The following is a 21,015-nucleotide window of genomic DNA, read 5'->3' on the forward strand; positions in this document are numbered from 1 at the left end:
TGCTTGCTCTCGCTCTTCTCACTCGCTTGTCATGCACCGCGCCTCTCTTGAGGCTCAGAGAGATTACAGGGGATTCCCTCACCTGTCAACCCCCTTAACCCTATCTGACCTCACACCTTTTCTGAAATACCTACAGAACGCCTCTGACACGCATAAATCCGGCCCTTGCGGACCGGATCGAACGAGAATCATTTTGTGTTTGTACTGCTCTGCACTGTAGGCACAGCGATGAAACGTGGCTCAGCGCTTGAGCAAAACAGTTTCCTGAACCTTTAGGCCCCCAGCCAGAGCGTCACGGGCATGTTGGCGGGCGGCCTCCAGGTCGTGGTCACGGTAATTGCCGCATTCCAGTTCGCTGACACCGGGAATGGGACGGTCATGGGCGGCGGTATCGCGCAGGGCTGCCTCGAAGGCCCGCAGTACTCCCTGCTCATCGGGTTCGCCAATCACGGCCATATACATTCCGGTGCGGCATCCCATCGGAGAGACATCGACAACATCGGTCAGGTGATCACGCAGATAACCGGCCAGCAGATGTTCCAGGGTGTGGATGGCCGCCGGGTCAATGGCTGCCTGATTGGGCTGAAGCAGACGCAGGTCGTATTTGCTGATCGAATCGCCACGCGGCGTGGTTTTGACACCTGCCAACCGAACGTAGGGAGCCTTGACTTTGGTGTGATCCAGATCGAAAGATTCGACATTTGCCATGCCCATCATTGTCGCTCAGTTGAAAGGCGGGCATGGTGACGTGGTCAGCACCCTCTCCGCCGCAAGTAACAGACCATTGTTTCAGACCCCACTGCTTGATGCTCTGCTTCTCTGCTCTCCGTATACTGCTCGGCGTGCCGACCCTGACCGACCGTGCGCCGCGCTTGCCTGTGTGGACGCCGTTTTTAATTGCTGGCCTGCTGATCGTGGCCGACCAAGCCCTCAAGGCCTGGGCGCTGTCCAATCTGGTGCAGGGTCAGCCCGCTGTTCCCTTCATTCCCGGCGTGATCGACTGGGTGCTGACCTTTAATACGGGCGCGGCATGGAGCCTCTTCAGTGGCTCGGCCCTTCCGCTGGCGCTGGGGCGGTTGGCGGTTGGACTGGGAATTTTGGCTTACGTCACCTTCCGTCCGCAGACACGCTTCGTCACCGTGATCCTGAGCCTGATTTCCGCTGGGGCCATCGGGAACGCCATAGACGGTATTCGCCTGGGCAAGGTGACGGACATGATTCACTCCCCTGCCCTGAGCGCTGTGACCCGCGCCCTGAATGCAGGCGACTTTCCTATTTTCAACATTGCCGACAGTTGCGTGGTGGGCGGCACCCTTTTGCTCTTGATCGCCACCTTCGTAGCCGACCGCAAGCCCAAGCTCTAAGAAGAGCAGAGACAAAAGACCGCTGCCTCCATCCAGAACGGACAGAGGCAGCGGTCGGCGTGATGACCCAACTCAGATCAGGCTGTTCAGATCAGGTTGCGGCGGCACTTAGTGCAGACGCGCAGGCGCAGGCTGACGCCGCCACGGGTCACGGTGAGAGGTTGCAGGTTGGGGACCTGACGGGTTTTGGTGACGCCGGTGACCTTACGGCCTACGCCGCCTGCCGCACGGGCCTTACCACGGCGCACTACAGAGTTGACGACAATCGGCCCTTTGCCGCACACTTCGCATACTTTTGACATGTTGGTCTCTCCTTCTTGAGTCTAGTTCCGCTGCACTGCCCGCAGGCCGCGCCCCATTTTGGAGCGTCTGCCACGCCGGGCGGGAACAGACAAGCCTTACGAATGTAGCACATCCAAAATGGGCAGGATAAGGCCTCCACAGACTGAGCGGCGAACCTTAAAGGAGCAGGCCAAGGATCAGCTGAGGCGAAAGACGGAAGGCATGAAAAAACCGGAAACCACGAGGGAATCCGGTTCAGAAAGCTGAAAACGTTAACGCAGAACGCGCAGGGCCTTCAGGATGGCGATCAGAACGACGCTACCGACGACGCCCCAGATGATGCTCCAGAAACTGAAGCCCGTTCCGGCATTGTCTCCGCCGATGTTCAGCAGGTTGCCGAACAGGAACTGAGCAATGATGCTACCGACGATACCGATCAAGATGTTCGCCACTGCACCTTGTTGGGCATTGGTTTTCATGATCAGACTTGCGAGCCACCCGCAGAGGGCACCTACCAGAATAGTGATGATCCAACTCATGTTCTTACCTCCTGGACGTTGAGTTTCAACGATGGTCGCTTCTGAGGTGAAGCCGTTGTGGGTTGAGCATGAGACGGCAGCCCCCCCATAAGTGTAGTAGGGCACACCTTCTCAAGACTGGCCCAACACCCGGTAAGCACCAGCCAAACCGCTGCTGAAGCTGAGCTATGCAAACTGCGGCCAGCACGCTCATTTCTGATCTTGAGCTGATGCACAGCCCCCAACTGGGCGAGTGTCTCTGTGCCTCACATTTCATATCCTGACCCTGAGAAGCCGTCCGGTCAGCCCTTCTTTCGGGTCTGTCCCACTGTTCTTGCAACCTCCCCTACCTAAATAGAAGGCCAACAGGACGCCCATCCAACTGAATCTACTGCTGACCTGTCTTGCCCCCCCGACAACGCTGGGGCGACGACACCGCTAGCATAGGCAGACTTGATCCGCCCGCCCACTGTATTTCCTGACAGGGGCGCGGCGGCGCGGAGGACACTGAACCCTATGCCCGGACTACTTGAACGCTACCGAGACTTTTTGCCCATCACCGACAAGACGCCTGCCCTGAGTCTGCACGAAGGCAGCACGCCCCTGATTCACGCGCCTGCCCTGAGCAAACTGCTGGACATCGACCTGTACCTGAAATACGAGGGCCTGAATCCCACCGGCAGCTTCAAGGATCGGGGCATGGTGATGGCGGTTGCCAAAGCCGTGGAGGACGGCGCAGACACCGTGATCTGCGCCAGTACGGGCAACACCAGCGCCGCCGCCGCCGCCTACGCGGCCCGCAGCGGCCTGAGGTGCATCGTGCTGATTCCCGATGGCAACATTGCGCTGGGCAAGTTGGCGCAGGCAGTGGCCTACGGAGCGCAGATCGTGGCGATCAACGGCAACTTTGATGCGGCCCTGAGCCTCGTGCAGCAGATCAGCCGGGAACACCCCATCGCCCTCGTGAACAGCGTGAACCCCTACCGCCTTCAGGGACAAAAAACCGCCGCCTTTGAAATCGTGGACGAACTGGGCGCGGCTCCCGACATTCTGGCCCTGCCCGTGGGCAACGCCGGAAACATCAGCGCGTACTGGATGGGCTTCCGCGAGTACCGCACACGCGGCATTACCGACACCCTGCCGAGAATGTGGGGCTTTCAGGCGGCGGGCGCGGCTCCGTTGGCGCGTGGGCTGGAGCGGGTAGACAACCCCGAAACGCTGGCAACCGCCATCCGCATCGGCGCACCGGCCAGCGCCCACCTTGCCAAAGCGGCGGTCAGCGAAAGCGGCGGCCTGTTTGACATGGCAACCGACGATGAAATCATGGACGCCTACTTTCAGATTGCCCGTGAAGGCGTGTTCTGTGAGCCTGCCAGCGCCACTCCCGTCGCGGGCCTGCTGAAGCTGCATGCCGCCGGAAAACTGAAGCCCGGATCGCGTGTGGTGGCGGTTCTGACTGGCAACGGCCTGAAAGACCCCAACAACGCAATGCGGAACATGGCCGCGCCCGTGGCAGTAGGAGCCGACATGCAGAGCGTGCTGGCAACTATTCTCTAGGGATGGGTGAGTGGTTAGTGGTGAGTGGTGAGTGGGAAAAACACAGGACAGAACGTAGATCGTGGAGTGTGGGCGAGACCGTCTGGAACGCTGAACTTCCGGTATTCGGATGACCTCGTTTACGGTTCGTGCGCCTGCCAGCAGCGCCAACTTGGGGCCGGGGTTCGACAGCCTCGGCCTGAGCGTGCCGCTGTACACCACCTTACGGGTCACGCCGCAGCTCATCACCGAAGTGGTGCCGATGGGCGCGGGGCTGGAAGGCACGCCGCACGACGAGAGCAATTATGTGTACCGCGCCATGCTGCTGGCTGCCAAACGCGCTGGGCAGCCACTGCCGCACGCCCGCATAGAAATTGAGTCGGATGTGCCGCTGGCCCGTGGGCTGGGCAGCAGCGCCGCCGCACTGGTGGCCGGAATCGTGGCCGGAAACGAGCTGCTGGGCACGCCCCTGACCCCCGAAGTGGTGCTGGACGTGGCTGCACGCGAGGAAGGCCACCCCGACAACGTGGCCCCGGCGCTGTTCGGCGGCATCGTGGTTGCCACACTGGACAAGTTGGGCACGCATTACGTACGCCTTGATCCGCCCGCACATCTGGCCGTCACGGTGCTGATTCCCGACTTCGAGCTGTCGACGAGCAAGGCCCGTGCCGTGTTACCCAAGGAATACAGCCGCGCCGACGCTGTACACGCCCTCTCTCACGCCGCGCTGCTGGCGGCGGCCCTCAGCGTGGGCAGGCTGGATCTGCTGCGCCACGCCATGCAGGACTACATTCACCAGATCTGGCGAGCGCCCCTTGTTCCCGGCCTCAGCGATATTCTGGAAGAAGCCCACAAGCACGGCGCACTGGGCGCGGCCCTGAGTGGCGCTGGCCCCACGGTGCTGTGTTTTCACGATACCCGCGAGGACACGGCGCGGCTGCACACCTACCTGCATACGGTGATGGCCAAAAACGGCCTGACCGGAACGGTGCTGGATCTGCCGATTGACGCGGTGGGCACGGTGGTTGAACGGCAATAGGGATCGTGGAGTCTGGAACGTGGATCGTGGGGCAAACGCCAAACCACGATCCACGTTCTACGATCTACCCCCTGATTAATGCTCTATTCGCACCTGCGGCAACAGCCGATCCAACCACTTCGGCAGCCACCAGTTCCACTTTCCGGCAATTTTCAGGAAGGCAGGCACCAGCACCAGCCGCACCAATGTGGCGTCGAGCAGCACGGCCACCGCCAGCCCCAGCCCGATGCTTTTGTTGGCGACCACGCGCCCCACGATGAAGGCGCAGAACACGATGAACATGATCACGGCGGCGCTGGTGATGATCCGCGCCGTACGCCCGACGGCCAAGACCACCGCCTCATCGTTGGGATGACCGCGCAGTACCTCTTCTTGCACCCTTGAAAGCAGGAAGATTTCGTAATCCATGCTGAGGCCGAACAGCACCGCGAACAGCAGCAGCGGCAGGCTGGAATCCAGTACACCCACATCCTGCGGAATGCCCAGATAGGAGGCCAGAAAGCCGTCCTGTACGATCAAAGTGACCACTCCATAGGCGGCGGCCACCGTCAGGGCGTTCATCACGATGCTTTTGAGGGGAATCAGCAGGCTGCGGAAGGCCACCATCAGCAGCAGGAAGGTGGCCGTAAACACGCCCACGATGACGGTGGGCAGCGTTCCGGTGATGGCCTGACTGAATTCGCGCTCTCCGACGGGTGCGCCGCCCAGCGTGTAGCGGTAGCCGCTGGCATCCAGCGTGCGCCGAATCTGGCTCTCGAAGGCGTCGATGCGGTCTGCCCGCAAGGCCGTACTCGGAATGACCGTGACGCGCAACAATTGGCGGTCTGTGCTGAAGGAACGCCGGGTCAGCGCCGTGACGGCAGCGATGGCGTCCGTGCCCCCGCCGCCTGCTCCGTTGGCGCTCAGGTCGGCGGCGGTCAGGAAGGGACTGAGGACGGTCTGCACGCCGGGTAAGGCCCGCAGGTCGGCCACCACGGCCCGGAACCGTTCGCGGTCTGTGGGGCCGTAACGCTTGCCATTGTCCAAGACCACCTCAAATTGACTGAGCAGGCCACCCGCCCCCAGCGTACGAACATCCGACAGCGCGTCCCGGCTTTCGACCCCCGCTGTCAGGCCCCATGCGCCCGCGTAGCCTGTTTTCATATTCAGGGCGGGCAGCGCCAGCAACAGCAAAAAGGCAGTGCTAAGGATCACGCCGAGGAAGGGGCGGGCCGTGACGCGGCGGGCGAAGGCCGTCCAGGCTTCTGAGGCCGCGCTGCTCTGTGCCCACGGAAATTTGAGGATGCGGGGGCTGTTGACCCGTTCTCCGAGGAGGGCCAGCATGGCAGGGAGGGCCGTGAGGCTGGCAAGCACGGTGAGCAGGACGGCCAGCACCCCACCGAGGCCCATGCTGCGAACAAAGGCCAGCGGCGGCAGGATCAGGCCCGCCATCGCAATGGCAACCGTGACGCCGCTGAAGGCCACGCTGCGCCCCGCCGTCAGCATGGTGCGGGCCGCTGCCGCCCGCGAATCGCTGTCCAGGGCCAGTTCTTCGCGGAAGCGGTTGACCATCAGCAGGGCGTAGTCGATGCCCGCGCCCAACCCGATGAGTGTGATGATGCTCTGGGCAAAGGTACTGACCTCCATGACCTGCGTGAGGCCAAACAGACAGGCCATCGCCACCGTGATGCTCAGCACGCCCACGACCAGCGGCAGCCCGGTGGCGACCAGGGCCCCGAACACCAGCAGCAACACTAGCGCCGTGAGGGGCAGCGCGGCAAATTCACTGCGTTTGGTGTCGCTCTCGGCAAAGGCAGTGAAATCATCGGCAATGGCCTGCCCACCTGTGATACGGATGCTGAGGCCGGGGCCGGACGCCTCCACCTTTGCCGCGTACTCGCGCACCCGCCCAAGGGTTTCGGTGGCTCCTTCCTCCAATGGAATCTGGGCCACCGTGAGGGCCAGCACACCGTCAGTCGCCCGCGTGGGCAGCGTGGTCTGGGCATCCTGACGCAGCACCCGCGTCACGCCCTGCACTCCCTCCAGCCCCTGCACGAACCTGTCGTAGGTGGCCCTGCCCTGGGCCGTGTTCAGATCCGGGGTGCTGCGCGTGACCAACAGCACGGTATTGGTGTCTTCTTCTCCGAACCGCTCGCGCAACAGATTGATGACGCGGCGACCATCCGAATTTTGCAGGCTGCCGGGATTGGCCGACAAGGCGGCGGGAGCGCGGGCCGCGAAGGGCACCGATAGCAGCGCCGCCAGAACCCAGAGGGCCAACACCAGAAGGGGCCGCCGGGTGACGAATAGGGAGAAGGCACGCATGAAGCCCAAGTAGAGCATGTGGGTCACAAGGGGACGTGACGGAAGAGATACAGGCTGGGCGGTGAGCCGTGAAGACCCGCTCTAAAACAATTCGTCCAGCAGGCAGTAATAGGCCAGCTTTTGCGGGTCTACCCACTCGCGCCCGTAGGCATCCAGAAAGGCCTCGGCGTGGGCGGCGGTCAGGTTGTGCGTCAGGCTGCGGTGGGCAAGGGCCACATCTGCATGTCGGTCTGCCAGCCCCGCACGGCCCACATCCACGAAGCCCTCCACCCACTCTCCGTTCAGGATCAGGTTGGGCAAACAGGGGTCGCCGTGCGTCACCACGAGGTCTTCGGTGGGCGGGCGGGTGCGGGCCAGCTCGTTGAAAATGCTGATGGCGCTGCGGCCCAGGCGTTCTTCGTCAAAATCTGTTTCATCCACCGCGCCCGATTCCACCTGTTCGCGGGCCAGCCGCAGGGTCACGGGCAGGGTCATGGAAAAGGGGCAATCGCGCACGGGCAGGGCGTGAAGTTCCCGCAGCGCACGCGCCAGCAGGCCCACCACCCGCTCGGGGTGCAGCAGGGCGTCGGAGTGGCTCATGGGAATTCCGGGCAGGCGCGACATCGCCAGAAATTCGTGCGTGGCACTGACCTCAAAGCCGATCAGCGCAGGCACGGGCACGCGCCCCGCCAGCCAGCGCAGCCGCTCGCGCTCCTGCTGCAAGGTGCTGACCGGGTGGCCGCCGCGCTCCTGTACCTTCAGCACGTATTTTTGCGACCTCCACACGCCCGCACCGCTCTGGCCCTCGGTCACGGCTTCCCAGCGGGCGGCGGGCAGAATGCGGCGCAGGGCGTCGGGCAGGGTGGGGAACGGATCGGACATGGGGAAAAGGATAGAGGGTGGGTCGCAGTCAGAGGAACACAGTTTCCGGTTCTCACGGCCCAAGCCCTGTACACTGCGGAGCGTGAAGGTTGGCTTATTGGAATCGCGTGCGGCGCGTCTGTCGGGGTACTGGGCAGCGTACCTTAAGGAACTTGGGGTCGAGAGAGCTGTCTCTGACCTGACCGACGCCGAGGCTCTGGCGCTGGGGCAAGAAAGCCTGCCGGGGGAACCCGTGCAGGTGCAACTGGCATTGGGGCGCATTCTGGCGCTGGGCCGGGTAGATGCGGTGCTGGTGCCGCAAAGTGCGCCCGTGGCGAACGACGCCTGGGGCGAGGCGCTCACCGAACTGCTTTCCCGGCGCTTCAGCAGCCTGCCCACGCTGATGCCCATTCCCGACGGCGGCCCCACGCTGGAAACCGTCGCCACCGAAATTGGCCTGAAACTGGCCCAGAATCCGGGCGGAATGCGGCTGGCGCTGGAACGGGTCAAGCCCAAGTCACGCGGAGCACGCGAAGACATGCCGCCGCTGGCGATGGCGTCGCGGGTCACGGTGGCTGTGATCGGGCCGCGCTCGCTGCTGGCCGAAGAGATTCTGGCAAGCGGCCTCGCCCCGGCGCTGGATGCTTTGGGGCTGCATGCCGTCTTTTCTTCCGAATTGCCTGTGGCGCAGGTGCTGGCACGGGCCGAGCGGATGGAAGAAACCGGGCAGATTCCGGCAGGCGAGCGGGAACTGTTTGGCGCGGCGTCCCTGTTGTCGGGCAAAAGTGCTGTGCGGGGCGTGATCTTCGTGGCTCCGGCCCGTGACGCGGCCCACCGCGCCGCCCTGAACCGCGCCGCCGCCCGGATGCACGCGCCCACCCTGCTGATCGATCTGGACGCCGGACAGACCGAGTGGCCCGAACTCGAAGCCTTCCGGGACCGGATCACGCTGGGCGCATCGGCGCGGGCCGCTGCCGAAAACACTCTGCCGGAGGACCCTGCATGAATATCTGGCGCTGGCTGACCACCCCCGACCCCGAACCGGGCTTTACACGCGGCAAGATCATCAAGCTGACGGTGCGCGTATTCCTGTTCGCCATCTTTGCCACCCTGGTGGGCGGCCTGCTGCGGGCCGTGGGGCTGGGGCCGTATCTGGATACGTGGTGGGGAACGCTCCTGTTCGTCCTGCTGCTGTACGTGCCTCTGGCCCGTTACCTGATGGTCGATACCTTTGCGCCCAGCAGAGTGCGTGGAGGCCGGTTGGGTGGGGGCAGCAAAGCGCCCGTGAACAAGGCAGGTCAAACCAGCGCCGAGCGCCGCAAAGAGCGCAACCGCTATGCCGGAGTTCGCAAGAGTGCGCCGAAGGGTGGAAGGCGGTAAAGACCGGCAGTGGTCAGTCGTCAGTGGTGAGTGGGAAAAGCGTGGTGGCCGTATCGTCCAAGCTCTCACCAATTCTGTAACCCAATCAAAACCTGATCCAGACCCGCCTGCATGAACGATCATGCAGCGGGTTTTTCTTTGAAGAGGCCGCGTTGGTGCAGAATCATGGACACCATGCCTGCTGCCTCCTCTCCCCCACCCCACTTGCCCACGCTGGAGCAGACGCGTAAAGCCCGCCCCGGCAGAGAGTGGGCGTCCGAACGGGTGTTCCGGCCTGCGGCGCAGCAGTTGATCGGCCCTCTGGCCCGCTGGGGCGTGAATCCGGCCCATCTGGTGCTGTTTCATACGGCGCTGGGCCTGTACGCGGCCCATTCCATCCGGCGTGGTGGGTGGCTGACGCCTGCGCTGCTGCTTCAGGTCAAGACTGTGCTGGACGCCGCCGACGGCCAACTGGCCCGCGCCACCGGACAGACCACCGAAACAGGCCGGTATCTGGATACCGAGATGGATCTGGTGGTGAACGCGGCGCTGAATGTGGCCCTTGTGGGACGCTGGGGCCTGCCGCTGACGCTGCTGCAAAGCCTGATCCTGAGCGTGGATTACCTGTGGGAACGCGATTACCGCGCCGCACGCGGCGAAGAATTCCGGGCCGCGCCTGCCCAGAGCGGAGACAATCCGCACCTGTTGGCTGCCCTCAAAGCCGTGTATGCCGCCTATTTCGTGCCGCAGGAAAAGCTGTTGGGCGCGGTATTCCAGCGCCGTCTGCGTGCCCGCACGGGTCAGCCTCCGACCCAGGCGCAACAGGTAGCCTACACGCCTCAGCCCATCACCGGAATCGCCGCCAATCTGGGCCTGAGTACGCAATCGTTGGCGCTGGGGGTATGTCTGCTGCTGGGCCGCCCGCGCCTCTATGCCGCCAGTCTGCCCCTACAAGCGGCGCTGCTGGTGGGGGTGCAACTGTGGCGGGAAGGGCGGGTGGAAGGGTCAGTGGAAAGTGGGAAGTAGTGAGTGGGAAGGTCAAAAGCTTTCTTGTTTTGCCCATCGCCAGAGCATTCTCAAAGTCTCTGTTCGTACCTTGGCGCATAGATTCTGCGGCCACCACGCTTTTCCCACTACCCACTCACCACTGACGTTTCATCCTTCTTCCAGCGGATAGGTTCGGGCCGCCCGAATCGCCAATACGATCAGGTGGGTGTAGAACACCGTGATTCCCAGAAAGACCAGCCAGCCGGGAAAATTACCGATGTCGGCCAGAGCCAGAGCATCCGGGAATTCCAGCGACCAGCCTTTGGGTTGGCTGAGATCCAGTTTGGCAAACCACGCGAACAGAACCGCCGTATAAATCCACAGATAATTGCGGTTCAGACGCCAGCCCAGTGCATCGGCGCGGGTCATGGGACTGCGGGGCTTGCTCAGTTCGGCCAGCAGCAATTGATGCCAGCCGGTATCCACCTTGTCGCCCAGCATGGCCGGATAAAAAAAACGTTCCATGATCCTGACCCGGTGATGGGCGATCTCGAAACTGCGGAAGCGCCGTGCCTCCAGCCGCAGGAAGAAATAGTTCATGAACATGGCAAACAGAAAAGTGGCGTGGCTGTTGTTGGGATCACCGAGGGCAAACGAAGCCAGACCTGCCGTGGTCACAACCGACCAGTTGGTGGTCATATCGAGGCGTTGACGGTAGGCCGTCATCTTGCCCACCTCTGCGCGGTACAGATGAATCAGGGCATTGGCCGTGTTGGTGGTGTAGCTCGCTTCAGTGAGAGCGCCGTCCAGCAAGGCTCCCAATCCGCCGCCAGAGCCGGGCATCAGACCGGAGCCATAGACGGAGAGGAGTTCATGCCCTCAGGGTAGCGCAGCAGCGCAAACAGCAGTCTTATCTGGATTCCGTTCCCCATACATCCCGATCAGTGAATGTCGGTGCGCCCCACGTTGCCGCTGGAAAACCACGCCCGAACTCCCAAGATAGCGTGCAGGACGTGCAGCAAGATCAGCCCCACGACCATCCAGGACAGGGTGACGGGCAGCAGGGGCAACAGCAGGGCCGCCCCCGCCGTCGCTATTCGCAGCGGCACGATGGTTCGGGCGGCGATCAGGGGTGTGCCGCCGTGTTCCAACGTACCTTCCAGCCCCGCGCAGGCCAGATAGAACAGGGCAAATCCGCCCGCCAGCAGCCAGCGCACGCCTGCTTCTACACTGTGTAACTCTGCGCCTTCTCCCTGCGGGACAATGGCGTGCTGAACCATCGCGCCCATCATGGTGATGCCGATCACCAGCGGCAGGTGCAGATAAGACCACAGGGCAAATTTACGGCGGTCGTGGGAATCGGGTTCCAAGCGCCCGATGTAATCGAAGTAGATCCACCACAGCCCGAAACCCAGCAGAAATCCCAGAGAAAAGCGCACCAGCGTGACCAGATCGACGCTGCCCGCGTCGGCCAGGCCGTTGACGGTGCCCACCAGATTTTCACCCAGCACGATAATCACGAAGAGGCCGAAGCGTTCCGGCAGTTTGCGAGCAGCGGCAGGAAAGGCAGTGACCTGATCCCTGAGCGTCAGGAGCGGAGTCAGCAGGTCTATCAGCAGGCCAGCCGCTTTGAGGGCCAGTCCCACCGGGCCACCCACGAAGGCGGCAATGACCCACAAGATGATGCTAAGGCTGAAGTTCCGCACGTAGACATCAGTCACGACCCGCGTCTGAGGATTGTGCCGCCCTGCCCGCCACCACATGAAGGTGATCACAGCCCGCGCAAAGGCGTAGGACAGCGCAAAGCCAGTCGCCGTTTTGCTGAAGCCGTACTCAGCCGTTGCTGCAATGGCCGCGACCGAGAGCATCTGCAAGAACGTGAACGCCCGGAAGCTGAGGTCGAAGGTTTCAAACCGCTCGTTGTAATAGGCGATGGAAAGCCAGATCCACCACACCGGAATAAACAGCAACACGAATTCGGTGAACGTCTTCAGGTCGGGGTGGGCGGCCAGATGGTGCGCCAACCGCGAAATGACGACCACGAAAATCAGGTCGTAAAAGAGTTCCAGCCACGTGACCCGCTTGGCCTCGCTGCCCGGTACATGAAGCTGCGGCTTTTGCCACCACAATCGGAAGTTAGTTAACATCAATCCTCATGACATCAGCCTCTCATCTGAACAGATGGTCGATTGGATGCCAAGCGGGATTTATATAGATAAGTGTCGAGCTAAAACTGAACTTGAATAGATTGGGGTTAGTTCATGGCTCGATCAGGTCAGGCTACAAGAGTGTTTTTAATATCGGCAGATTCCACCGGGTCAGATTCACATTGTTACTTAGTGCCAGAAACGCTACTGACCCTGCACGAAATTGATCAGGTCATTTAATTTACAGGTCGCCAAACCCACCATCCGGTCAGCGCCACCGTAATACACCCACACCTCGTCGCCAACTACGGGATTGGCGCAGGAGAAAACCACGTTGGGCACATCTCCGCGAATTTCCCACGTCTCAGTGGGTTCCATGATGAACTCGGCAGGGCGGTGTAAGACCTTCGATGGGTCTTCCAGATCAAGCAGGGCGGCAGACAGGCGGTAGACATGGCGCTGGTCGTAGGCGTGATACAGCACCAGCCAACCGTGCGGAGTCTCGATAGGCACACCCCCCGCACCGACGCGTTTTTCGTCCCAGCCGCCCAACTCGGGTCGCGGGGCTATCAATTCTCGGTGATCCGTCCAGTTCAGCAGATCATCGGAAGAGGCCAGCCAGATGCTGGGCGGGCGGCGGTGGAACATCACGTAGCGCCCGCCGATCTTGCGCGGAAACAGCACATGGTCTTTGTTGTCCTCGCCGCGAATGACCGGGCCGAGCCGTTCCCACGAAATCAGGTTGTGAGAGCGGGCCAGGCAGGGCATGATGCCGTGCGGAGAATAGGCCGTGTAGGCCATATAAAAACACTGGTCGTCCTCATGCCATGTCACGCGCGGGTCTTCCACTCCACGCGATTCGTAGGGTTCCTGCGGGGCCAAAACGGGCTGTTCCAGTTTGTTCCAGGTCAGTCCATCTGCCGACACCGCGTACCCGATGCTGGAAACGAAATCGATGCCCTGCGCCCGGTAATGCATATGAAAGAGGCCCGCATGCTGCACCACGGCGGCATTGAAAACGTTCATGGCTTCCCAGGCGTTCAGTGGGCTGGGGCGCAGAACAGGACTGTGTAGGTGGCGGTGAAGCAGAAAGCGGCGGCCATCGTCGGCCCGCAAAGTGGCGACGGCATCGAAAACTCCGGCAGGTGGGTCTGAATAGGTCATGACGGCTCCTGAAGAACTGACGTTTGCTGGTTTATCCAAGCGCTGAGAGAGCACACACTCTGGATAGGAGCGCTTGGCTGCGGCAGGTACTACTGCAAGAACGGATTGGTACGCCGCTCGAAACCGGTGGTGGTGGCTGGCCCGTGTCCCGGGTAAACGGTGGTGGCATCGGGCAGGGTCAGAAGTTCCTGCGCGATCCCTGCCAGCAGTTGGGCATGGTTGCCGCCGGGCAGGTCGGTGCGGCCTATTCCCCCCCGAAAAAGCGTATCTCCAGCCACCACGAAACCACTGTCCTGATCCACGAACACCACATGACCGGGCGCGTGTCCGGGCACCTCGCGGGCAGTCAGGGTCAGGTCGCCCGCTGTAAAGGTCTGCCCCTGGGCAATGCCGTGGTCGGGCGCTTCCGGCTGAATGAACGGCAGATTCCAGCGGGCCGCACTCGCCGCGCCCATCTGGTAGATCGGCAGGTCGGCGGGGTGCAGATACACGGGAACTTTCAGGGCCTCACGCAGAGGCTGTACCGCACCGATATGGTCGAAATGTGCGTGTGTAAGCAGAATTCCGCGCACGGTCACGCCCGAGGACCGCACCCAGGCCAGCACCTTGTCGGCCTCGTCGCCGGGATCGAAGAGGAAGCCTTCGTTCTGCTGGCCTGCCACCAACACGGCGTTTTCCTGCAGAGGTCCAGTGGAGAGGGTCCAGACGCGGGCGGAGCCGTGCAATTGAGGTTGGGTGTGCGGGCGGGTCATGTGGGCAGTGTACTGGTGGCCGCTATACCAATCCGAACGCATCCCGCAATCCCAGCACGAAGACCTGAAAGCTGAGGCTGGGGCTGGCGTAGGCCTCCAGCGCGGCTTGCAGGGCGTCCAGGGCGGTGTCAGCGCGGGCACGCTGGGCAGGTGGGCGGGGCTGCCACACGAAGCGAAGCGCTTCAGGATGCCAGGCCGGATCAAAGCGTTTTTCCAGACTCTCGGCGGCTTCCAGTGCAGTCAGCAGGCCCGTGCCGATGGCCTGATCGAGTTCGCGGGCATCGGCCAGGGCGCTCCGCACGGTGTCCGGGTCGGCCAGAACTCCGGCGCGACCTGCGGCAAAGGCCACCAGTTCGGGGTCAGGGTCGTGGCCCGCTTTCGCCAGCGCGAATGCCATCGCCTGATCGGGCGCGGGCGAGACGCTCAGGCGGGCGCTTCTGCTGGCAATGGTGGGCAGAACCGCCCGCGCATCCTCGGCCAGAAAGACGAACAAGGCTCCGTGAGGCGGCTCTTCCACCAGTTTCAGCAGGGCGTTTCCGGCAGTATTTCCCAGGTATTCCGCGCCGTTGACGATCACCACGCGCCGCCTGAAGGTGGGCCGGACTTCCAGAAACTCGTAGACGTGAATGTCGTACTCGTTCTTGTCGTCGCGGTTGTCCAGAATTGCGCCGATAGGAATGATCTTGCGCCGGGCCGTTTTGCCCGTGCTGGTGGTGGCGCGGGGTTCCACGGTCAGCAGATCGGGGTGCGTGCCCGCCGCCAACATGCGGCAAGACGGACACTGCCCACACGCCTCGCCCGACATGCCGCGAATTCCCGAGCAATTGAACTGCGCGGCCACTGCCCAGGCCACCGCCAACTTGCCCACCCGCGCTGGCCCGGTCAGCAACAGGGCATTGCCCCCAAAGAGTCCGGTCTGCTCCAGCACAGGCCCGTGCAGCAGCGCGGCCTGCGCCGTCATCGGCCCGATGGCCAGAACTATCGGCTCGGCTTCGGCCTGCTTTTTGGTGCTTTTCCCACTAGCCACAGCTCACGTCCTACTTCCCGATGGCCAACCGCGCTGCCAGTACCTGCGGCAACCCTGCTTCCAGCGCCGCTTCCTGTGCCCGTCCGATGTCGTAGGCCACCCGGAACACCTCGAAATGGCCGCGCACCGAGTCGTAAATGGCGTAGCTGGCACGCGGATTGCCGTCTCGGGGCTGGCCCACGCTGCCCGGATTCAGGATCACGCGGGCGCTGGGCGGCACCATATAACTGCCCCCGTCCTGAAACGCCTGATGCTTGATCCACTCACCTACCGGGGCATTCAGGGTGGCGTAGACGCTGGGGGCGTGCGTGTGCCCCACGAAGCCCAGCCGCCCCTGCCACTGCGCGAAGGCGTCGCGGGCCGCCGTGACCGAATCGGTGTAATCGTCCAGGCTGACCGGCGTGCCGTGGCGGTAGCGTGCGCCCACATCGGGATCGTCGATGCCGTCACGCCACACCCGCACCCAGGCGATATCCCGCTCGGAGAGGCGGTCGAGCTGCCACAGCAGCGCCTGAGACACGATGCTCTCTTTGATCTCGCGGCGGCCATCGGCATAGTCCAGCAACATCTGGTCGTGGTTGCCCATCACACATACGGCGTCCAGATCGCGCAGGGTGTTCAGGACCTCGCGGGGGTGGGGACCGTAGCCCAGCGCGTCGCCAAGGTGGATGACCTGATCGTGCCGCTTGGAATCGGCATCACTCAGAACCGCTTCCAGAGCTGTCTGGTTGGCGTGAATGTCAGAAAGCAGCAGGAGCCGCACCCCCCCATGATACGCGCCCAACTGATGAAAGGCTGAAGATGTTCTGCACAGGAGGTCATTTCCGGGGCTAAACGGCAGATCGGAGTAGGGGATGTTGGTGAACGACCTATCAGTTAACTGCCTCTTCCCGCTATTCTGGCCGCGTGACCTCCGGCTCCCTTTCTTCTCCCACCACCGACCAGGCTGAGGAATTGCTGGCCCTGCTGACGCTCCGGTTTACGCCTCAGTTGGGGCCACGCCGGATAGAGAGTCTGCGAGAACGCTTCGGCAGTGCGCGGGCGGCGCTGACCATGCCCCTGACCGAACTGCGCCACACGCCGGGGCTGGATGCCAGATCACTCTCGGGCATCGGGACAGCCAGGCCCGCCCAACAGGCCGAGGCCGAACTGAGCAAACTGGAGCGGGCAGGTGTGACCCTGCTGGGCCGGGGTCTGCCAGGATATCCGGCGGCGCTGGATTCTTTGGGCGACCCACCTGCCGTGCTGTGGGTGCGGGGGCCACTGCCTGACCTCCCCAGCGTGCCACGGACCATCGGCATGGTCGGCACTCGCGCCGCCAGCCCGCACGCTCTGGCACTGACCCGAAAAATCGCGGCAGATCTGGCCCGCTCAGACGTGACGGTGATCAGTGGGCTGGCACGCGGCATAGACACCGCCGCCCACAGCGCCAGCACCGAGGCGGGCGGCCTGAGCATCGGCATTCTGGGCAGCGCCGTGAACATGATCTATCCGCACGAAAACGCGGCCCTCGCCCAGAAGCTGACCCTGATTTCCGAATATCCGCTGGGAACGGGGCCAGCCACCCACCACTTTCCGATCAGAAACAGGTTGATCGCGGCGCTGAGTGCCGCAACAATTGTCATGGAAGGCGAGCTGAAATCTGGCTCACTCATCACGGCGACGCACGCGCTCGAATGTGGGCGCACCGTGTTCGCCGTGCCCGGACTGGCAGGCGATCCCCGCGCCGCTGGCCCCCACCGCCTGATCCGCGACGGAGCCGTCCTGACTGAAAACGTGCAGGACATCCTGAATGAGATGGGGTGGGGAGCAGCCTGCACTGCTCCTCTGCCCGACCTTCCACCCGATCAGGCCCGCGTATTGGCCGCCCTGAATGCACCTTCTACCCTGGACGACTTGCAGGCAGGCACCGGCCTGAGCCTCTCAGAACTGCAAACCGCACTGGTGATGCTGCAACTACAGATGTTGACTGAGGAGGTGGGAGGGCGGTGGGTCAGGCGCTAGAGGCTGAAAGCACCAGCTTCCCTGGCCCGGAACTTATGGCACAGAGCTTATGGGCTTATAGCCCCAAGTTAGACTCGCCTGCTACTCGTGCTGCGGCCCATAGTCTTTTTCCACATCCACACGCGGCGGGCCGGGCAAAGTCACGCCTTCGTGTGCAGGATCGAGCAGCGTGGGCAGCACGTCTTTCAGGCCCACGGTCAGGTGGCCCGCCGTCCCCTGCACGCCTCCGCTCAGTGGATCGAGTGTCAGGCTCCAGCCCCCGTCCGGCCAGTTCACCCCTGTTTCCAGCCTTTCCCCACGCGCTAGGCTCGCGGCTTCCAGATCGTCCAGGCGCACCCGGACCCGCCCTCCCGTGAACCGAATCTTCATGGCGGGCAGTGTATGGCGGCCACGGGATGATGGGAAGTGGAGCGGCGTGGCATCCTGACGAACATGACCACAGCCAGACAGGTTCAGAAGGTGTTGGTACTGGGCGGCACACGCTTTGTCGGGCGGCATATCGTGGAAGCCCTTCTCTCGGCGGGCCATGAGGTCACGGTGCTGACACGCGGCCAGTCTGTGGACGAACTGCCCGGTACGGTAGAACGCCTGCAAGGTGACCGCGAGCAGGGTGCGGCGGGCCTACAGGCCCTCAGTGGGCGCAGATGGGATGCCTGTATCGATGTCAGCGGTTACACGCCCGCAGCGGTGCAGGCCAGCACCAACGCCTTGGCAGACAGCGTCAACCGGTATGTCTTTGTCAGCACCGTCAGCGTGTATGCCGAACAACACCGCCACCCCATCCGTGAGTCCGATCCCCTGCTGCCCGCCGCCCCGGAAGACCTGACTGAAGTAACAGGCGAGAGCTACGGCCCGCTGAAAGTGACCTGTGAACGAATCGTGCAGGATGTTTTCGGAACACGCGCCACCATTCTTCGACCACAGATCGTGGCTGGCCCTTTTGACCACACGGCCCGTTATCCGTACTGGCCCGACCGGGCCGCCCAGTCCCGGCAAGACGGCAGGCCCATGCTGGCTCCGGGCAAAGGCTCGGATCATGTGCAGGTCATCGACGCACGGGATCTCGGACGCTTCGCGGTGCGGATTCTGGAAGACGGCACACCCGGCATCTTCAACGTGTCCGGCCCGCGCCTGACCTGGGCGGAATTCATGCAGGCCATCGGCGCAGAGTCGGTGGTGTGGGTGGACGCCGCGACGCTGGAAGCTCAGGGCATCGGCTGGCGCGACTTGCCACTCTATCTGGCCGATGACAGTGAGCAGGGCGGCCTGATGGATATAGATGCATCTCCTGCCCTGGCCGCGGGCCTGACCCTCACCGACCCGGCCACCACCGCACGGGATACGCGGGCCTGGAGTGCGGGCCAACAGACAGCTTATGCCCTGACTCCTGAGCTAGAATCGGCGGCCCTGAATGCCAATCGTGATGTACAGGACGCAGATTCTCAGTAATCCCGACGGGCTTCTGCATCACTTCTTCAAAAACTGTGCCAACTCTTCAACAACGCTGCATCGGAACTTAAAACGTGCCGCCTAACCTCTGGGCAACAGGGAAGCCGAGAACGGCCCCTGAACACCCGGAGGAACATCATGAAGAACCTGAAATTGCCCGTCCTGACCGCCACTCTGCTGCTGACCGCCACCTTCACCGCTGCTCAGGCCCAGAGCGGTCTACAGAGACTCAGCGCCGACACCGACGCGGCGAATGTCTATTTTATGGTCGATACTGGACGGGCAGGAGCCGTGGATCTATTCGTGGATGGTCAGAAAGTCGTGGCACAGGCCCTAGCGACCGACGCGGCCACCCTCCTCAATCTCACGCCGGGCAGCCATGACATTCTGGTCAAAACCGCCTACGACGGAATGACCATCGCTCAGAGCACGATCAATGTCGCTCTTGACCAATGGTATGCCCTGGGAGTTCAGAATAATGACACCGCGACGGACTACGACCTGACGTTTGTGAGTGGGAGCCGCAACGTTCAGCAGTTCTTGGACGGCAATTGAACTGCTGGAAACCAATTTAAGCGATCCCCTCCGTCAGACGAGGGGATCGCTTTTTTGTATCGAATGCGGCCAGAATCACGTGGCTAGAGACTGTGAAATCTCAGAAGCGGGACATCCTGAAAGGCAACAGGTCAAAGAAACCGGGAATGGTATGCTGGCCTGACATGGGCTGAAGCAAAATCAAATCAGTCCAACGCAGGCCAGAAGGGGGGTGTGCTTTATTTCGCAGGAAATCTGGGCGGACGTGCTGGGGTACGTCCGCAAAAACATCTCCGAAGTCGAGTACCACACCTGGTTTGCCCCGGTCAAAAACCTGGGCGTCCAGGAGGGATCGTTGGTGCTCGGTGTCAGGAACAGTTTTGCGCAGGAGTGGTTTCGCAAGCACTACCTGGACCTGCTTGAAGACGCGTTACGTAGTCTGGGGGCGCAAAATCCCGCTGTAAGTTTTCAGGTCTTGCCTGCGGTGCAAGAAGCTATGTTCCTGCCGCAAGACCCGCCGCCACCACCCGGCCCGCCCACGCGTTCCCCTTCGCCCGCCCCCTTAGAGAACCGCAAAAGCCTGAATCCCAAGTACACCTTCGAAAATTTTGTGGTGGGACCAAACAACAATCTGGCCCATGCCGCAGCGTTGGCTGTGGCCGAATCTCCGGGCAAGGCCTACAATCCGCTCTTTATTTATGGGGATGTCGGCCTGGGCAAAACCCACCTGATGCACGCCGTCGGGCATTACATGATGGAGCGCTTTCCGGGAAAGAGAATTGAGTATGTATCTACGGAAAGCTTTACCAATGATCTGATCAATGCCATTCGTGATGACAAGATGACTCTGTTTCGCAACAGATACCGCTCTGTAGATCTTCTGTTGGTGGATGACATTCAATTTTTGGCGGGCAAGGAACGGACTCAGGAAGAATTCTTTCATACGTTCAATGCTCTCTATGAAAATCATAAACAGATCATTCTGAGTTCAGATCGGCCTCCCAGAGATATTCAGACCCTGGAAGGTCGTCTGAGAAGCCGATTTGAATGGGGACTGATCACCGATATTCAATCTCCGGAATTTGAAACACGTGTAGCGATCTTGAAGATGAACGCGGAGCATAACCGCATTGATATTCCTCAGGATGTTCTGGAACTCATCGCACGGCAGGTCACGAGCAACATCCGTGAACTGGAAGGTGCCTTGATGCGCGTGGTGGCCTTCAGTAGTTTGAATAACGTGCCATTTTCGCGTGCAGTGGCGGCCAAAGCTCTGAGCAACGTTTTTACGCCGCAAGAAGTTAAGGTAGAAATGATTGACGTTCTGCGGCAGGTAGCGGCGCATTTCAACATGCCGCAAGACGTGGTACGCGGTGCAGGACGTGTGCGGGAAGTTGTAGTACCACGTCAGGTTGCCATGTACCTGATTCGGGAGTTGACAAGTCATTCTTTGCCTGAAATTGGCCAGTTTTTTGGGCGCGATCATTCTACCGTGATGCACGCGGTCAGCAAAGTCACGGAGCAAATGGGCAAGGACACCGAACTGACAGCCTCAGTTTCAAGCCTCCGAAGACAAATGCAGGGCTTGGATGAGGAAGATAATGAGGCATAATCAGGACGGTGTTTTACGTACAGATAAAAATAAGTTCCATCCAGCGTTCCAAAACCGTGTGCAGAGTTTCACAAGCTGTGGATAAACCTGTGGATAA

Annotated in this window: 22 protein-coding genes; 10 read left to right on the forward strand and 12 right to left on the reverse strand. The window is 61.9% G+C overall.

Annotated elements, in window-relative coordinates; translation table 11 throughout:
- Nucleotides 1-240: 240 nt before the first annotated feature.
- The gene (locus tag F561_RS0113025; protein ID WP_026298875.1) at nt 241-708 is read right to left on the reverse strand and encodes an S-ribosylhomocysteine lyase; all 468 of its coding nucleotides are present in this window, start codon (nt 706-708) and stop codon (nt 241-243) included.
- Between the two features lie 98 nt (nt 709-806).
- Here F561_RS0113025 and lspA point away from each other — a divergent pair, with 98 nt between their 5' ends.
- The gene (lspA, locus tag F561_RS0113030) at nt 807-1,364 is read left to right on the forward strand and encodes a signal peptidase II (RefSeq protein ID WP_019010409.1); all 558 of its coding nucleotides are present in this window, start codon (nt 807-809) and stop codon (nt 1,362-1,364) included.
- Nucleotides 1,365-1,450: 86 nt separating this feature from the next.
- Here the strand turns inward: lspA and rpmB are convergent, their stop codons facing one another.
- Both rpmB and F561_RS0113040 read right to left on the reverse strand, forming a co-directional pair.
- Entirely contained in the window at nt 1,451-1,666 is a 216-nt protein-coding gene (rpmB, locus tag F561_RS0113035) for a 50S ribosomal protein L28 (protein ID WP_026298876.1), read from the reverse strand.
- A gap of 252 nt (nt 1,667-1,918) precedes the next feature.
- Nucleotides 1,919-2,185: a GlsB/YeaQ/YmgE family stress response membrane protein gene (locus F561_RS0113040; RefSeq protein WP_019010411.1), complete on the reverse strand. Its 267-nt coding sequence runs from the start codon at nt 2,183-2,185 to the stop codon at nt 1,919-1,921.
- A 495-nt stretch (nt 2,186-2,680) separates the two neighbouring features.
- Between F561_RS0113040 and thrC the strand changes: the two genes are divergently transcribed.
- Together thrC and thrB are read left to right on the forward strand one after the other, a co-directional pair.
- Entirely contained in the window at nt 2,681-3,721 is a 1,041-nt protein-coding gene (gene thrC / locus F561_RS0113045) for a threonine synthase (RefSeq protein WP_019010412.1), read from the forward strand.
- 109 nt (nt 3,722-3,830) lie between these two features.
- The gene (thrB, locus tag F561_RS0113050; protein ID WP_019010413.1) at nt 3,831-4,739 is read left to right on the forward strand and encodes a homoserine kinase; all 909 of its coding nucleotides are present in this window, start codon (nt 3,831-3,833) and stop codon (nt 4,737-4,739) included.
- A 75-nt stretch (nt 4,740-4,814) separates the two neighbouring features.
- Here the strand turns inward: thrB and F561_RS0113055 are convergent, their stop codons facing one another.
- Together F561_RS0113055 and F561_RS0113060 are read right to left on the reverse strand one after the other, a co-directional pair.
- A complete protein-coding gene (locus F561_RS0113055; RefSeq protein ID WP_026298877.1) occupies nt 4,815-7,043 on the reverse strand; it encodes an MMPL family transporter in 2,229 nt (742 codons plus the stop codon).
- 81 nt (nt 7,044-7,124) lie between these two features.
- Nucleotides 7,125-7,904, reverse strand: a complete 780-nt coding sequence (locus F561_RS0113060; RefSeq protein ID WP_019010415.1) for an APH(3') family aminoglycoside O-phosphotransferase — start codon at nt 7,902-7,904, stop codon at nt 7,125-7,127.
- Between the two features lie 82 nt (nt 7,905-7,986).
- Here F561_RS0113060 and F561_RS0113065 point away from each other — a divergent pair, with 82 nt between their 5' ends.
- The 3 genes from F561_RS0113065 to F561_RS0113075 all read left to right on the forward strand — a co-directional run bounded on the left by F561_RS0113065 (nt 7,987) and on the right by F561_RS0113075 (nt 10,268).
- Nucleotides 7,987-8,889 (forward strand): hypothetical protein, encoded by a 903-nt coding sequence (locus F561_RS0113065; protein WP_026298878.1) that lies wholly within the window; start codon nt 7,987-7,989, stop codon nt 8,887-8,889.
- Nucleotides 8,886-9,263, forward strand: a complete 378-nt coding sequence (locus tag F561_RS0113070; RefSeq protein ID WP_019010417.1) for a hypothetical protein — start codon at nt 8,886-8,888, stop codon at nt 9,261-9,263. The genes F561_RS0113065 and F561_RS0113070 overlap by 4 nt, the downstream gene beginning before the upstream one ends.
- 165 nt (nt 9,264-9,428) lie before the next feature.
- Entirely contained in the window at nt 9,429-10,268 is an 840-nt protein-coding gene (locus F561_RS0113075; protein WP_019010418.1) for a CDP-alcohol phosphatidyltransferase family protein, read from the forward strand.
- Between the two features lie 129 nt (nt 10,269-10,397).
- Here the strand turns inward: F561_RS0113075 and F561_RS0113080 are convergent, their stop codons facing one another.
- From F561_RS0113080 to F561_RS0113105, 6 genes are all read right to left on the reverse strand, one after another.
- Entirely contained in the window at nt 10,398-11,072 is a 675-nt protein-coding gene (locus F561_RS0113080; RefSeq protein WP_019010419.1) for a DUF2270 domain-containing protein, read from the reverse strand.
- A 98-nt stretch (nt 11,073-11,170) separates the two neighbouring features.
- Nucleotides 11,171-12,376: a low temperature requirement protein A gene (locus tag F561_RS0113085; protein WP_026298879.1), complete on the reverse strand. Its 1,206-nt coding sequence runs from the start codon at nt 12,374-12,376 to the stop codon at nt 11,171-11,173.
- A gap of 204 nt (nt 12,377-12,580) precedes the next feature.
- Nucleotides 12,581-13,540, reverse strand: a complete 960-nt coding sequence (locus F561_RS0113090; RefSeq protein ID WP_019010421.1) for a glycoside hydrolase family 130 protein — start codon at nt 13,538-13,540, stop codon at nt 12,581-12,583.
- Between the two features lie 89 nt (nt 13,541-13,629).
- On the reverse strand, nt 13,630-14,292 hold the full coding sequence (locus tag F561_RS0113095) for an MBL fold metallo-hydrolase (RefSeq protein WP_019010422.1): 663 nt from the start codon (nt 14,290-14,292) through the stop codon (nt 13,630-13,632).
- 22 nt (nt 14,293-14,314) lie between these two features.
- Complete coding sequence (locus F561_RS0113100) at nt 14,315-15,253, reverse strand: hypothetical protein (RefSeq protein WP_019010423.1); 939 nt, start codon at nt 15,251-15,253, stop codon at nt 14,315-14,317.
- Between the two features lie 76 nt (nt 15,254-15,329).
- Entirely contained in the window at nt 15,330-16,082 is a 753-nt protein-coding gene (locus F561_RS0113105) for a metallophosphoesterase family protein (RefSeq protein WP_026298881.1), read from the reverse strand.
- Nucleotides 16,083-16,225: 143 nt separating this feature from the next.
- Between F561_RS0113105 and dprA the strand changes: the two genes are divergently transcribed.
- Nucleotides 16,226-17,323, forward strand: coding sequence for a DNA-processing protein DprA (gene dprA, locus F561_RS0113110; protein WP_019010425.1), 1,098 nt, complete (start codon nt 16,226-16,228; stop codon nt 17,321-17,323).
- An 81-nt stretch (nt 17,324-17,404) separates the two neighbouring features.
- Here dprA and F561_RS0113115 read toward each other — a convergent pair whose 3' ends face one another.
- Entirely contained in the window at nt 17,405-17,692 is a 288-nt protein-coding gene (locus F561_RS0113115) for a hypothetical protein (protein WP_019010426.1), read from the reverse strand.
- A gap of 63 nt (nt 17,693-17,755) precedes the next feature.
- Here F561_RS0113115 and F561_RS0113120 point away from each other — a divergent pair, with 63 nt between their 5' ends.
- From F561_RS0113120 to dnaA, 3 genes are all read left to right on the forward strand, one after another.
- On the forward strand, nt 17,756-18,772 hold the full coding sequence (locus F561_RS0113120; RefSeq protein ID WP_019010427.1) for an NAD-dependent epimerase/dehydratase family protein: 1,017 nt from the start codon (nt 17,756-17,758) through the stop codon (nt 18,770-18,772).
- A gap of 138 nt (nt 18,773-18,910) precedes the next feature.
- On the forward strand, nt 18,911-19,327 hold the full coding sequence (locus F561_RS0113125) for a DUF4397 domain-containing protein (RefSeq protein WP_019010428.1): 417 nt from the start codon (nt 18,911-18,913) through the stop codon (nt 19,325-19,327).
- A 220-nt stretch (nt 19,328-19,547) separates the two neighbouring features.
- On the forward strand, nt 19,548-20,918 hold the full coding sequence (gene dnaA / locus F561_RS0113130) for a chromosomal replication initiator protein DnaA (protein WP_026298882.1): 1,371 nt from the start codon (nt 19,548-19,550) through the stop codon (nt 20,916-20,918).
- Nucleotides 20,919-21,015: the final 97 nt, after the last annotated feature.

Source organism: Deinococcus aquatilis DSM 23025, from assembly GCF_000378445.1.
GTDB lineage: Bacteria > Deinococcota > Deinococci > Deinococcales > Deinococcaceae > Deinococcus > Deinococcus aquatilis.

Coding starts and splice junctions, on each gene's coding strand:
- rpmB (WP_026298876.1), bottom strand. CDS start 1,666: ATGTCAAAAGTATGCGAAGTGTGCGGCAAAGGGCCGATTGTCGTCAAC.
- F561_RS0113080 (WP_019010419.1), bottom strand. CDS start 11,072: ATGCCCGGCTCTGGCGGCGGATTGGGAGCCTTGCTGGACGGCGCTCTC.
- F561_RS0113040 (WP_019010411.1), bottom strand. CDS start 2,185: ATGAGTTGGATCATCACTATTCTGGTAGGTGCCCTCTGCGGGTGGCTC.
- F561_RS0113095 (WP_019010422.1), bottom strand. CDS start 14,292: ATGACCCGCCCGCACACCCAACCTCAATTGCACGGCTCCGCCCGCGTC.
- F561_RS0113055 (WP_026298877.1), bottom strand. CDS start 7,043: ATGCGTGCCTTCTCCCTATTCGTCACCCGGCGGCCCCTTCTGGTGTTG.
- F561_RS0113125 (WP_019010428.1), top strand. CDS start 18,911: ATGAAGAACCTGAAATTGCCCGTCCTGACCGCCACTCTGCTGCTGACC.
- thrC (WP_019010412.1), top strand. CDS start 2,681: ATGCCCGGACTACTTGAACGCTACCGAGACTTTTTGCCCATCACCGAC.
- F561_RS0113060 (WP_019010415.1), bottom strand. CDS start 7,904: ATGTCCGATCCGTTCCCCACCCTGCCCGACGCCCTGCGCCGCATTCTG.
- F561_RS0113025 (WP_026298875.1), bottom strand. CDS start 708: ATGGCAAATGTCGAATCTTTCGATCTGGATCACACCAAAGTCAAGGCT.
- F561_RS0113070 (WP_019010417.1), top strand. CDS start 8,886: ATGAATATCTGGCGCTGGCTGACCACCCCCGACCCCGAACCGGGCTTT.
- F561_RS0113115 (WP_019010426.1), bottom strand. CDS start 17,692: ATGAAGATTCGGTTCACGGGAGGGCGGGTCCGGGTGCGCCTGGACGAT.
- thrB (WP_019010413.1), top strand. CDS start 3,831: ATGACCTCGTTTACGGTTCGTGCGCCTGCCAGCAGCGCCAACTTGGGG.
- F561_RS0113090 (WP_019010421.1), bottom strand. CDS start 13,540: ATGACCTATTCAGACCCACCTGCCGGAGTTTTCGATGCCGTCGCCACT.
- F561_RS0113100 (WP_019010423.1), bottom strand. CDS start 15,253: ATGACGGCGCAGGCCGCGCTGCTGCACGGGCCTGTGCTGGAGCAGACC.
- F561_RS0113085 (WP_026298879.1), bottom strand. CDS start 12,376: ATGTTAACTAACTTCCGATTGTGGTGGCAAAAGCCGCAGCTTCATGTA.
- lspA (WP_019010409.1), top strand. CDS start 807: ATGCTCTGCTTCTCTGCTCTCCGTATACTGCTCGGCGTGCCGACCCTG.
- F561_RS0113075 (WP_019010418.1), top strand. CDS start 9,429: ATGGACACCATGCCTGCTGCCTCCTCTCCCCCACCCCACTTGCCCACG.
- F561_RS0113120 (WP_019010427.1), top strand. CDS start 17,756: ATGACCACAGCCAGACAGGTTCAGAAGGTGTTGGTACTGGGCGGCACA.